The 12,556-nt window shown below is 36.5% G+C and carries 16 protein-coding genes; 3 read left to right on the top strand and 13 right to left on the bottom strand.

The window, feature by feature from the left end:
• Nucleotides 1-3 precede the first annotated feature (3 nt).
• From L659_RS0120625 to dapA, 5 genes are all read right to left on the bottom strand, one after another.
• On the bottom strand, nt 4-249 hold the full coding sequence (locus L659_RS0120625) for an acyl carrier protein (protein WP_002958648.1): 246 nt from the start codon (nt 247-249) through the stop codon (nt 4-6).
• 21 nt (nt 250-270) lie between these two features.
• On the bottom strand, nt 271-528 hold the full coding sequence (locus tag L659_RS0120620) for a phosphopantetheine-binding protein (protein WP_007580830.1): 258 nt from the start codon (nt 526-528) through the stop codon (nt 271-273).
• Nucleotides 525-1,307 (bottom strand): lysophospholipid acyltransferase family protein, encoded by a 783-nt coding sequence (locus L659_RS0120615; protein WP_024591741.1) that lies wholly within the window; start codon nt 1,305-1,307, stop codon nt 525-527. The genes L659_RS0120620 and L659_RS0120615 overlap by 4 nt, the downstream gene beginning before the upstream one ends.
• Nucleotides 1,300-2,013 carry a beta-ketoacyl synthase chain length factor gene (locus L659_RS0120610; RefSeq protein WP_173585785.1) on the bottom strand — a complete coding sequence of 238 codons (714 nt, stop codon included), beginning with the start codon at nt 2,011-2,013 and terminating at the stop codon, nt 1,300-1,302. Before L659_RS0120610 ends, L659_RS0120615 begins: the two co-directional genes overlap by 8 nt.
• 118 nt (nt 2,014-2,131) lie before the next feature.
• Complete coding sequence (gene dapA / locus L659_RS0120605) at nt 2,132-3,049, bottom strand: 4-hydroxy-tetrahydrodipicolinate synthase (protein ID WP_024591739.1); 918 nt, start codon at nt 3,047-3,049, stop codon at nt 2,132-2,134.
• A gap of 171 nt (nt 3,050-3,220) precedes the next feature.
• Between dapA and L659_RS0120600 the strand changes: the two genes are divergently transcribed.
• Together L659_RS0120600 and L659_RS0120595 are read left to right on the top strand one after the other, a co-directional pair.
• Nucleotides 3,221-3,874: a DUF6058 family natural product biosynthesis protein gene (locus L659_RS0120600; protein ID WP_024591738.1), complete on the top strand. Its 654-nt coding sequence runs from the start codon at nt 3,221-3,223 to the stop codon at nt 3,872-3,874.
• Nucleotides 3,875-3,977: 103 nt separating this feature from the next.
• Nucleotides 3,978-4,838, top strand: coding sequence for a delta-class carbonic anhydrase (locus tag L659_RS0120595; protein ID WP_032827237.1), 861 nt, complete (start codon nt 3,978-3,980; stop codon nt 4,836-4,838).
• 76 nt (nt 4,839-4,914) lie between these two features.
• Here L659_RS0120595 and L659_RS0120590 read toward each other — a convergent pair whose 3' ends face one another.
• The 6 genes from L659_RS0120590 to dkgB form a co-directional block, all read right to left on the bottom strand.
• Complete coding sequence (locus tag L659_RS0120590; protein ID WP_024591736.1) at nt 4,915-5,679, bottom strand: 2-keto-4-pentenoate hydratase; 765 nt, start codon at nt 5,677-5,679, stop codon at nt 4,915-4,917.
• Nucleotides 5,680-5,817: 138 nt separating this feature from the next.
• Nucleotides 5,818-6,222 carry a hypothetical protein gene (locus L659_RS0120585; protein WP_024591735.1) on the bottom strand — a complete coding sequence of 135 codons (405 nt, stop codon included), beginning with the start codon at nt 6,220-6,222 and terminating at the stop codon, nt 5,818-5,820.
• 294 nt (nt 6,223-6,516) lie between these two features.
• Nucleotides 6,517-6,861, bottom strand: coding sequence for a hypothetical protein (locus L659_RS0120580; protein ID WP_024591734.1), 345 nt, complete (start codon nt 6,859-6,861; stop codon nt 6,517-6,519).
• Nucleotides 6,862-6,957: 96 nt separating this feature from the next.
• Nucleotides 6,958-7,179, bottom strand: coding sequence for a hypothetical protein (locus tag L659_RS0120575; RefSeq protein WP_007580848.1), 222 nt, complete (start codon nt 7,177-7,179; stop codon nt 6,958-6,960).
• A 456-nt stretch (nt 7,180-7,635) separates the two neighbouring features.
• Nucleotides 7,636-7,923 carry a putative quinol monooxygenase gene (locus L659_RS0120570; RefSeq protein ID WP_024591733.1) on the bottom strand — a complete coding sequence of 96 codons (288 nt, stop codon included), beginning with the start codon at nt 7,921-7,923 and terminating at the stop codon, nt 7,636-7,638.
• A gap of 79 nt (nt 7,924-8,002) precedes the next feature.
• The gene (dkgB, locus tag L659_RS0120565) at nt 8,003-8,818 is read right to left on the bottom strand and encodes a 2,5-didehydrogluconate reductase DkgB (RefSeq protein WP_024591732.1); all 816 of its coding nucleotides are present in this window, start codon (nt 8,816-8,818) and stop codon (nt 8,003-8,005) included.
• A 1,021-nt stretch (nt 8,819-9,839) separates the two neighbouring features.
• Between dkgB and L659_RS0120555 the strand changes: the two genes are divergently transcribed.
• On the top strand, nt 9,840-10,880 hold the full coding sequence (locus L659_RS0120555) for a metal-dependent hydrolase (protein WP_024591731.1): 1,041 nt from the start codon (nt 9,840-9,842) through the stop codon (nt 10,878-10,880).
• Between the two features lie 74 nt (nt 10,881-10,954).
• Here the strand turns inward: L659_RS0120555 and L659_RS0120550 are convergent, their stop codons facing one another.
• Both L659_RS0120550 and L659_RS0120545 read right to left on the bottom strand, forming a co-directional pair.
• On the bottom strand, nt 10,955-11,917 hold the full coding sequence (locus tag L659_RS0120550; RefSeq protein ID WP_007580860.1) for a sensor domain-containing diguanylate cyclase: 963 nt from the start codon (nt 11,915-11,917) through the stop codon (nt 10,955-10,957).
• Between the two features lie 328 nt (nt 11,918-12,245).
• Complete coding sequence (locus tag L659_RS0120545) at nt 12,246-12,515, bottom strand: hypothetical protein (RefSeq protein WP_007580861.1); 270 nt, start codon at nt 12,513-12,515, stop codon at nt 12,246-12,248.
• Nucleotides 12,516-12,556: the final 41 nt, after the last annotated feature.

Here is a 12,556-nt window from a genome sequence, read left to right as displayed (position 1 = left end):
GTATTAGTTAACTAACTTTTCTATTTCGGTGACTATGTCTTGCACTGTGCGCACAAGTTTAAAGGCATCAGGCTCAATTTTTTTACCTGTGATTTCTCTTAATTTCACAACTAAGTCAACTGCATCAATACTGTCTAAATCAAGATCTTGGTACAGGTTAGCCTCTAAGCTAATATCTTCTGGGTCTATTTCAAATTCGTTTTCTAAAATGCCGTGTAATACATCATAAATTTCAGCAGCGGTTTTCATCTTTCTTCCTACTTTTATATATTAAGAACGTGCTTGTTCAATAAATTTTGCTAAAGAATTAACTGAGGCAAAGTGCGCTTTAGTTTGATCAGAGTTTGCATCTATTTTCACATCAAATTGCTTCTTTATCGCAAGACCAAGCTCTAATGCATCTATGCTGTCTAGTCCTAGGCCATCTACAAATAAAGCGTCATCATCTTGTATGTCAGCAGTGGTCATGTCTTCAAGGTCAAGGCTTGAGATAATCAGTTGTTTTATTTGTTCTTTTAATTCGCTCATATATTTTTTAGCTCTTGTGTAAAATAATGTTGTAAATCTTTAGTCAATTGGCGTGATTGCATCGCAGGCATATCGCTGTCGTACGTTGCACAATTAAACTGCTGGCTCGCAAGCCCCATTGTAAAATGCGCCTGATATGGCGCGACCTTATACCAAGGTGTGCCCTTGGTTAAAGTGTTTGGCTTCATTTTAATTAAAAAAGTAGTAATGGGCGCATGACATCTAATTGCAATATTTGCAGCGCCTCGTTTAAACTTTAATGTTTTGTGAGGCTCTGTCCGTGTCCCTTCAGGAAATACAATTAAGTTATTACCCTTTTGCAAACTGCGCTCGCACTCTCGTAATAGCTCCTGCGGATCGTCATTACTTATATAGCCGGTGCTTTTAATAACGCCGCGCATAAAAGGATTTTTAAATAAATGCGCCTTTACTACGCAATCTGCATTTTTTACTACCGAAATTAAGACAACAACATCAATTAAAGAAGGATGGTTTGCTAATATCAGTTGCCCTTTTAAGCCTTCAATTTTTGCTTTATCGTTAACATGAAATCGAATAACGCCCGTTACATGCATTAAACTAACAAACAATTTGAAGCTGTAATGTACTGTTTTTCGAGCCTTAATCTTTTGTTTAACTGAGTCACTTTGAAATAGGCGCTGAGCAGGAAAAACAATAAAGGCTAATACTAAACCACCCATTCCAAAAACTGAAAAGCAAAATGCAGTAGCAATAGTCCGCCAAATCAACCCACATAGCCTTTGTACATTTTTAAGCATGGTATGTAAGCTGCCAATCGTGCTCAAGCGTGTTATGAACAAGTAATGTATTGCTTCGCTCATACAAAGCTTTAGCGCATTGAATACTCATTGGTAAGTCGCTTTTTTCCATGCCCGTATTAAATACTTTGTTTAAACTAAAATGGGGTTCGCCTTTTTGCGGCGCTCTTATTATTAAACCAATAGAGTGTGCTATTTGCTGTTCATCGGCGTACTGAGCGTAAATATCGGGGAGAGTCTCATCGGTATGAACTATTAACATGTGTTGCTGATCGTTATCAGCAAGTCTTACAAAGCCATCTACGAGTGCATAAATAAAGCTTTCGGCTCCTGCAGCAATAGCATTTGTAGCACTTGTATTACCCTGTATTATCCCAAAAAGTCCCGATGCGGCATTATGCACACTTAACCCAAAACCAGTGGGCGACAGTGGCTGATCATTTACTACATCAATAAGTAAGTTAGACGTTTTGTGAAAATCACCGTGGCGAGAAGAAAAAACACTCGGTAAATTAACGTAGTTACCTTGAGTGCTTACTTGATGAGCACTAAAGAGTGCCATTTTAATAAAGGAAGTCATTCGGCGTCGCTGCATAGCAGGCACCCAACTAAGATTTAATACAGAGGAATCAAACCAATTACTCTCTTTTATTTGTCGCTGTTCGGGCTTTATCCATATAGCGAGTTCTTCAACAACAAATTTCACAGCTCTGCATATTTTATAAGATATAAGGGAAGGAATTTTACCGATTTTAGCAATAGAAGTAAATAATCATTAACAAAAAGCACTGAACTAACACTTTGTTCAGTGCTTGCTCATATTGCTAGGAAAGGAGGGCTATATCGTCCTGCTTTATACACTTAGCTGTGCCGCCAACAACATCGTTGTTATTCAACTCATTAATTAATACTTCGCCTTGAGCTTGCTGCTCATCACTAAGCGGTAAATACGGTAATCTAAATACAGGGTTTACTGCACCTGTCATCATCAACGCGGTATTAATAGCAATGGGGTTTGGTTCACAGAACAACCAGTTCATTAATGGTTGTAACGACGCATTTAGCTCGTTACTTGGCGTATCCATTAACTGACGAAATAACCCAGGTATTAAGTTAGAAGTAACCGAAATAACACCGTGCGCTTTATGTGTGTGGCGCGCATCGTGACTTTCGTCATCGTTACCCGACCAACATGCAATACCTTGTTGTTCATAATGGGCAATACGTTCATTACCGCCACACTCTTTTACACCAATAAAATATTCATGTTTAGCGAGTGGCTCAATAATATCAGGTGTTAGGTCTTGACCTGTTCGCCCTGCTACGTTGTAAATAAAGGCAGGTCCAATATCAAGTACGCGCTTAAAGTGCTCTTTAACACCCGCAATAGACGTACGTCCGTAATATGGATTAATTTGCAGTGCTGCATCCATACCGCTGGCAAAGCCATATTTAGTTGCTTTAATCGCTTCACGGGTGTTGTTACTACCGGTATTACCGACAATAACCAGTTTGTCACCATACTTGTTTGCACTGTGCGCTATAAGCATTAAATGCTCTTCCCAGTTCATTAACTGGCCTTCGCCTGTTGTGCCACCAACTACAATGCCGTCAACGCCTGCTGCAATTTGTATTTCTACGAGTTCATCGTACTTTGCGAGGTCTATTTCACCGTTTGCTAAGTATGGCGTTTTAATAGCTGTAATAAGACTTGCTTGTTTAATTTGGTCTAGGGTGCGCATAAAAAATCATTATTTATAAAACTTGCGCTATTTGTAACATAATTGCCGGTACTTTTGGAGGTGTAAACCCACATTTAATTATAAAATCTCTTGTGTTATTAAGTTTGGTAATACAAAATGAATAACTGTATATATGAACAGTGTTTTATTTTTAACTATACCAGAGGCTTTATGCGTTTATCTGATTACTTAGCAACTCATTTTTATAACACCGATGAACTGTGCCAAGCATTAAATATAGATGCAGATACACTTTTAGCTTGGCAAGAGCGAAGTGTTTTCCCAAAACCAAGTTACTGTATTAAAAGTCAACTTAGCTGCAGCTCATATTCGGGTTTGTATGAATGCGAAGAATATGACGACTATTACCCGCGCGGCTGTGTTAATTGGGGTCAAGGTCTTTTAAAACAAAAAATAGAATCATCAAGCCATGCTTTTAATTATTTTGCACAGCAATATACTGCAAGCCTAACTAAACTCGCTCAGCAAGGGTTTACGTTTAGCGAAGAGCTATTTGGCTGCGAAATAGACGAGCACTTGCAGCAAATTTGGCAACAGTTTTTATGCAGTAAGTACGGCGTGCTTACTCAAAATGGATTAATAGACGAAATAGTCTCGGTAGATATTGGCAGGCTATTAGTTGACGACATTACAGAACTGCGCAGTAAAGCGAGCTTAAACCAAGAAGAAAGAGCGCTACTGCACCCCGCCATGAAGCTTTTAAACAAAGCATTAGGGCATGGCGCCGATCATGAAAAACAACACACATTACGCACCCGCTATATAGATGCACTTATTTTAAAATACGATTTATCTATAAAATAGTTTTGCATTAGTTTGATTATTTATCATTTTAGGATTATTTTACGAAAAACAAGATCTGTTAACTTAATTGTTACGTAAAATATGATTTAAAGGCACTGACTCAATGACAATCAAAACAAAAATAAGTGTAATTTCTGCTGTAATCACTATCCTGTCTTTTAATACGCTAGCTAAAGCTAACCACGAAATAGCAAATGACGACATAATAAAAATGCAGCGTGCAGCACTTGCTAAAAACACTGCAAATAAAGGCTTTGGCCCACAATCTCCACGTAATATTGATAATTATAAAGGCGAAAACACCGTAGTTTTCTCTCATGCCCCAACTTCATCAAATATGAACTTATGTAATATACACTTTCATAAAAATGCTGAACATACCGGTGGCGAGTTTAGTAAATATGCCGGAAATGGTAATGGAAAAGGCTTTAAAAGTGGCTACTTATATTCAGGCTCTTTAACTAAAAGTGAAAGTAAACCAGCAAAAATTGAAATTTGTCCGAGCGATCACGGCGCGCTTTTAGTTGGCGATACCATTGAGGTTCATAACGTTCATACGTCAGCAATTGTAAAACCTGGCCCTACCTTGGGGAGTTGTTTAAGTGATTCGATTAAAAATCCGCAACTACGTGTTGAAGCTCAAGTATATGTATTAGTAAACGACGCTAACGCACTTGATTTTGCTCAAATAAGCGCCGTGTCATCTGTTAATGGTTACTATCAAGCTATTGCTACACCTACAAATACGGGTAAACCTGTTGTTTATAGCGGTTCAACTACTGGTCCTAGTTACAACGAAGCAGGCTCTCCTTTTCAGGTAACATGGTCAGTTAAACCAAAAGTAGCAAAGGTTGATATAAACAGTGTTGGCAAATGGTGTGAAAGTAACACCTTTAACGAAGATCACGCTCACGGCGTACGAAATCTCGTAATAAATCCTGCACTACTCTCTAAAATCAAATAATTAAAATTTAGCCAAATAAAAACAACCCACTAATTAGTGGGTTGTTTTATTATGACCGTTAAAATGAGTATTACGCTTAATGGGATAAAAATGTCACATTAAATGTATTTAAATCTTCATACGTAATACATGTTTGCTCATTGGTATTAAGCTCAACAACACCACAATAAGAACCTGTTATAAACACTTGCCCTGCTTTTAAATTAATTCCCTTTGCTGATAAGTAATTAACCGCCCAATAAAGTGGAAGCTGCGCAAGCTCTGCAGGGTGCACACCCGCCAGGTTTAACTCCAACTCAGTTTGCTTAACGTTAATATTTACAGTACTTGCGTTATACGCTTTGGCTTTATCTATTTGTGGGCCTAAATACACGCCTTGATTAGATAGGCCATCGGCCAGCTTTTCAATGTGAGTGCTTGGAGTGCCCTCATCAAACCTTTTTTGAATAAGCTCAAGTGCTAAATGGGCACTGGCAAATGCAGTATCTACGTCTTCATTTGTATAGGTTTTATTACTTGGTAAATCGCTTTGCAAAATAAATGCAATTTCTGGTTCTATCAGCGCTTTGTTGTTTGTTGTATACAGTGGGCAATTTTCAGCTTGTTTTATAGGTGCATGTAAAAGAGGCGCTAATATAATTGAGCCATCATCTAAAGGCAGCATACACTTCCAGCCATATACAGTTTGCTCATTTAAATAAATCATCAACTTTTGTACTTCTATCGCATCGTCAGTCGTATCTAGTACTAACTCTTTAGGAAAGTTTGAACGTGCTGGGTTTTCATCTCTTTGTGCTAATAAGTGAGTAGCAATTAGTTTTAGCTGTATTGAGTTGTTCACATAAATCTCTTTAAAATACGTTACTGGTTAAGCAGTAAATAGGAAGGATTATATTATTAATGTATTAGCTTAGGCATTAGAACATCATGTTAAATGCCTATAATTAAAATTGTATTTAAAACAAAGCGTGGTAATTATTTAAGTATCAATAGATTTAAGCGATCGTAAAAATAGCCCTAAGCCGCCAAACGCTAAAATTATAATAACAATCAAATCAAACGACGTCATAGTTCGCATACTAAATCGCACACTCGATATAACGCCAAATATTAGTGCGGTTAACGAGCCTAGAGATAGCACCCAGCCTAAAATATTTTTAGAGTTGTAAAAAATCAGACCCACACCAAAAATAAATGGGATCATAACCATGCCGGCTGTAACGCCAAAGCCACCTAAAGCATTAACACTATAAATGCGAGAACTTAGTCCAAAATTAGAGGTCACCGAAATTGCGTTTAGCAGCATATAAAAGCCACCGCACATCATAATTAAACCAATAAAAAAATGCCCAATACCACCAGAGCTTCCACCAGCACCTTTCATTATTAATTATTCCTTTTATATTTTTGACTTATTTGTTTTAGATGGTAATTGCTCGAGTATTCACATTGACCGCAATCTACATAATCAATCAGTGCACACGCGAAAGCACTTATCGCGTGATTACATGCCAAATAACATAAAACCAAGATAAAAAACCATGCAAAATTGCCCATAACACAGACTCGTTAGCACTCCATGAAATAGCAATTGCTAGGGCCGTACCAAAAGAGACTCCATATTTTACTATCTCATTTCTTGAGTTTCTCATTAATTATATTCCTAGTTTTTAACTTATTAGCTGCTTGATTTGCTTACTAAAACTGAAAGTTCTTTACCATCAATATTAATACTTGCTTCTTTGCCTAGTTCAACAACTAAAGAGGGAGCCATATGTTTTCCACCTAGTTTTAGGTCAGTTGCTAAACTAACAGTAGAATCATCAATTGGCGTTACTGTAAGAGCAAAACTATACGAATTATCAACTGAAACTGACGCCTCTTCGTTTGAATTGACTACTAAAATAGGTGAACCAATTAAGTTTTTATTATCATAAAATTTGGCATTCACTATAAAACTATCATTAGCTTGTGCAAATGAGGCAAAGCCTAACAACGCTACTATTGCGATTAATTTTTTCATTATTATCTCCATATAAATTATACAGTTTAAAGCTGTTAAGGCTTTATTGGCTGTGATTTTTTTAGCTAGCAATTTACCAGCTAATGATTAAAAAACTTATGTTTTAGCTCTGATGAAGTAACCAACACCCAGTGAACTAATATAGAACAACACTCCAAATACACTAATATCAATGAGTAGCTTTAGAATGTCAAAAGTATCTGTAAACACAAGATACTCAAAAGCAAATAAGTGAAATATAACTTTTGATCCAAAATACGCAGTTAATAAAGGAATTACAAAAATAAGAATAGATTGATTTGATTTATTAATTTCCATACCCAAGTCTCCATTATTGGTTTAATTAACTCAGCTCTAAAAATATAACACACAAAAAATATATAAATAGTTAGCTATTTTGAGTCTCTTATTCAGTACCACTCGGACTATTTATGGCTGACTAAAATGCCATATTATATTTCTATAATTTACACCAGAGAATTTTAATGTAAACAACAAATTAAATAGGCTATTTATTAGAGTGGGTTGTGATATCAAAACGACTTTTAATAAAGTTATGAACCTCTTTTGATTTCGACGCACTACGAATGCGAATTAACAAAAAAGAGTCCTAATAGGTTTCATTGATATTGGCGAAGTTGGGGATTTAGGCAGGTTGGAGTATAAGAATAAAAGGTGATGTAAGTTAACAGCACCTATTTGAGTATTTACTTTATGAGATGTAATTTAGCTAAGTATTTTAAAATGTACCATAAAAGGCACTATAAAAAGAATTTAACCAATTGATTTATATACATCAATACTACTATTGGTTAAAAGTCCAGTAACTTGCGTACCAAACGCTTTAAAGTGTGGCTCGTTTTTATGCGCTTCAAAGTGCTCATCAGACGCCCACTGTTCGCTAACAACGTAATCGGTATGTTCATCATCACTTTTTACAGATAGTTCATAACGTAAGCACCCTAATTCTTGGCGCGATGACTTTTGTAAGTTTTCAAGTGCTGTAAGCATCACATCTGCATCAATATTTTTGCACGACAGTGCAGCTATAACCGTTAACATGTGTATTCCTTTTTAAAAGTTAAGGTGTAGATAATCTACACCTTAAAATATTTAGTTTAACTTTGCGTTTGAGGTAAGTTTACTGATCCCACTGCGGCGCAAATTCTGGTGTTGCTTGGCGGTCGCCACAATCTAGGCCATCAATGCGGGCTATGTCTTCATCATCTAATTTAACGTGGTCGTTAAAGTTATCTTCTAAGTTTTTACGCTTGGTTGATGATGGAATTGTCGTCATACCGCTGGCGTTAACCCACGCTAGAACAACTTGTGCTGGACTTGCATCGTGCTTTTTAGCAATGTCGATAATGGTTTGATCTTTTAGTACTTTACCTACTACAAATGGCATGTATGCTGTTACATGAATGTCGTGCTGAGCACAAAATGCGCGTAATTTAGTATTAGTTAAATATGGGTGAACCTCAACCTGATTGGTAAATATTTCACGCGAGTCGAGTGTTTGCATTGCTTCATTTAAGTTTGCAATGGTGAAGTTTGATACACCAATGTGCTTAGTTAAACCAAGCTGCTTCGCTTTTAGTAATTCAGTGAGGTATTCACTCATTGGCTCGTCGTTAGCAGGCGATGGCCAATGAATTAGTAGTAAGTCGACCGAATCAACTTGTAGCTTTTCAAGTGACTTTTTAACGCTTGGGATAAAGTCGCTTTTATTTAATTTGTTATTCCACACTTTGGTGGTTAAGAATATTTCACTGCGCGGAATATTACTATCTTTTATAGCTTGGCCTACTTGCTCTTCGTTGCCATAAATTTGTGCGGTATCAATATGGCGAAACCCAACTTCGAGCGCCATTTTTACTGAGTTATAGGCAGTGTCGCCCTCTAAGCGGAATGTTCCCATACCGAGTTCTGGCATTTCTATTACACGTTTTGTCATGGTTTATCCTTATAAAATAATCGGTTTTGAAATACAAACTTCACTAGGGCGTGTTGTCCTTTGTGGATTGAAATTTGTTCAATCTAGGGGCGATTTAATCGCGGCGCGAGGTTTATAACCTAGTGGGCTAAGTAAAAACCGAGCAACAAAGAGTTAATCGCCCCTAGAAAGAACCCAACGGGCAGTGTATGTTTGGTTTTTATGCTGCGTTATCGCCTATTTATGGGGAACAACCACACTACATAGGCTCTGCCTTGCCTAAAAACCAAACTTACTACTGCAAATTCAACAACCAAAGATCAACACGCCCTATAGTTTTACGAAATACACCTTTTACTTCTCATTATGACTGTCACTTAACAATTAATGACCTCATAACAAGTATGAGGTCATTAATTTTAGTTTCAAGGTTAACAGCTAAGACTTTATGCTTGCTGAATCTCGAATTTATCTTGTAGGTTATGGTAACGAAGGGCTAAATATTTTATACAGGAGAAGAAGCAACTAAGCTTTAAAACATGCGCCAGACGGTAAGTTACGTATAAATGCAGTAGCTCTTTTATGCTGCATCATCTTACTTTTTTAATTGGCAATTTTGCTAAGCAATACCTGCATAAAACGCTTGATATAACTTCTCACTACAGCATTATTGGTTTACTTGAGCACACAACCGATTAGACAAACTCTATTAGTAATTTAAAAGATTTAAAATTGGCGTTCGTAAACTGGCTATTCACCCAAGTAGATGACTTATTAAATCACACGTAAATACGCAACTAATGATGAATCAGTGTTTTATTCTCCAAATAATCAAGAAATTATCAAAGCCATGTATTATAAAAAATAGTGCGGTATCATCGCGAATTGTGGCTTTTTTAGATTTCATAAAGCCTAGGCCTAGTTTATAAGTTCTGTATATTAATATTGATATGCTTATTAAACGTTTTAACCGATTTTTTGACGCTTTTTAATAATCAAAAAGTATAAATAATAAAAGTAGTAATTAAAGGTATTAATCAAAATGGATTCTTTAACGCAGATAGCATTAGGTAGTGCTGTAGGTTATGCGGTATTAGGCAATAAAATAGGTCGAAAAGCCGTTTTGTGGGGTGCCATTTTAGGCACACTTCCTGATTTAGATGTATTTTTGCCTTATGGCGGCTCTGTAGAAGCGTTTACTTATCACCGTGGCTTTAGCCATTCGTTATTAATACATTTATTAATTAGCCCGCTCATTGTATGGCTAATATTAAAAGTACACGCGGGAATGCAAATTTATAAAGTGCGCTGGTTTTGGCTAGTATTTTTAAGTTTATCTACACATGCCCTATTAGACAGCCTAACGGTATACGGTACACAACTACTCTGGCCTTTTACTGAGTACCCCTTTGCGGTTTCTAGTGTGTTTATTATTGACCCCGCTTACACGCTTCCTTTATTAATTGGCGTAATATGTACGCTAATACCCAAAATAAAAGCAGCAACGGCTTATCGTATAAATGCAGTGACCTTAGTTTTAAGTAGTCTATATTTATTTTGCGCTTTAATTTTAAAAGTAAATATTGATGACAAAGTAAAAACGGCTCTCAACAACAGACAAATACCAGTCAATGCGTATGTTAGTACGCCTGCTCCGCTAACCACTTTGCTGTGGCGTATTGTTGTGATGTCTGACGGACAATACTACGAAGGTTATGCATCAGTATTTGACGCGCCCAGCGATATTACATTAACGGCTTATCAAACAACGCCTTCACTGTTAAATAATATTAGCGATGAATGGGCTATAAAACGCTTGCAGTGGTTTACTAAAGGGTTTTATTCGGTGCGCCAACAGCAAAGCAATATTGTACTTTCTGATTTACGTATGGGCATGGAGTGCAACTATGTGTTTAATTTTGTAGTGGGTCAAAAAAATGATTCAAAAGTGAGCATTGGTAACTTTGAAAAAATAAGTCAAAGACCAAACTTAAACAATCTTCATAAAATATGGAACAGGGTTTGGCAACCAAATGTGTCTTTAGCATCACCCGCGGCAAAAAATGACTGCAATAGCGAATAACGGCATATTATAAGATTCATACTAGCATGAGGAAGTTAAGTGAAGTTCAAGCAGCAATTAAACTAAATAGTTCACTAAAGTGATTGCTGCTTTTTTTGCTGATACATTGCAACATCAGCATCTTGAATCATATCCTCAACTGATTTACCTGTATCGTGTTTAAAGTGTGTTACTCCTACACTGTAATCAATTTTGTATGGCTTGTTTAAGGTATTATTAGCATGCTCTATTGCATCCGCAAACCTTTGTAAAACAAACTCTGCTTTTGTCTCGTCTGAATCGCTTAACATCGCAACAAATTCATCTCCGCCAAGTCGACCTATTACTTCACAATCACGAAATGAACTAAGCATAATTTGTGCAAATTTATTTAATACAAAATCGCCTTCGTGGTGTCCATAAATATCATTAATTTGTTTAAACTTATTGAGATCAAACAAAATAAACGACATTGATACTTTGTTTCGCCTACATACATTTAGCGTATGTTCGGCAAGGTTTAAAAAGCCACGTCGATTAGAGATTCTTGTTAACTCATCAATTGTGGCTAGTTGAATTGATTGAATTTCTCGCTCGACTAACGTGCCTAAATCTCTTAGTAATTGTTTTTCTTCATCATTGAGTTGTCTAGGTTTATTATCGGCAAGGCACAAAGTGCCTATAATGACTCCTTCCCTTAATTTTAAAGGAAAGCCTGCATAAAAGCGTACTTTAGGATCGCCTGTAACAAAGGGGTTATCAAAAAACCTTTCGTCTTGAGCTGTATCTGGGATTATTAATAACTCGTCTTGATTTATGGTGTGGCCACAAAATGAGGTTTCGCGAGGAAGCTCAGGCGCATCAAGCCCCTGCCTTGATTTAAACCACTGGCGGTCTTCGTCAATCAAAGTAACCAATGAAATAGAAACATTAAACATACGCTTGGCAATACGAGTAACACGATCAAAGCGCTCTTCATGAGACGTATCTAGAATTTTTAATGCTCTAAGCGCGTGTAATCGCTCAGCTTCGTTATTTGGAATCTCAGGTTTAATCATTAAAGCTCTATTAATTTTAAATGTTTTATAAATTACGAAACTGGAGCGAATATTTTCGAGTATATAATCCGATAAACTTATTTAAACTATAAACAGTCTGCCTATTCAAACTAGAACATTACCTAAAAATAGCAATAAATAAATATTTATAAATATCAGTAAGTCGTGCCTAAATAAAGATAAGATTCAATCCGCAAAAAACTATGATTTAAACAGGTGGGAGTAGTGGTTGATACAACATAGCTACTCTTTAATGAAAAAGTAGTAGTGGCTATTTAGTTTTATTTAAATAACCACTGGATTTGGCATACTTACAAAAATAAACACTTTAATTTTGGTGCTCATATTGTCCACGGTAAACTTCAAATACTTTTAAAACAGTATGTTGCTCTTTAGTTAGGTTATCAAACCAATCATCAAACAGCTCATCATCTTCTTGCTCGCTTAGTGCCATATACCTTGCTAGTAACTCTACAATATCATTGTGGTTGCAGGTTAAAGGATTTACTTGTTGCGCCAAGGTACTGTGGTCGCGCTCTCTTAGGGTTTCCATCACCCCTTGATCAATTTGTTCTTGTTGTTGTGTTGCGTCACTCATACATAACCTCTGTAATAACTTTATAACCGTATTTGTTAACG

The sequence above is a fragment of the Pseudoalteromonas sp. S8-8 genome, assembly GCF_000497875.1.
GTDB lineage: Bacteria > Pseudomonadota > Gammaproteobacteria > Enterobacterales > Alteromonadaceae > Pseudoalteromonas > Pseudoalteromonas arctica.
Note: the sequence above shows the minus strand (reverse complement) of the source record. Positions and strands in the feature narration are given on the sequence as shown.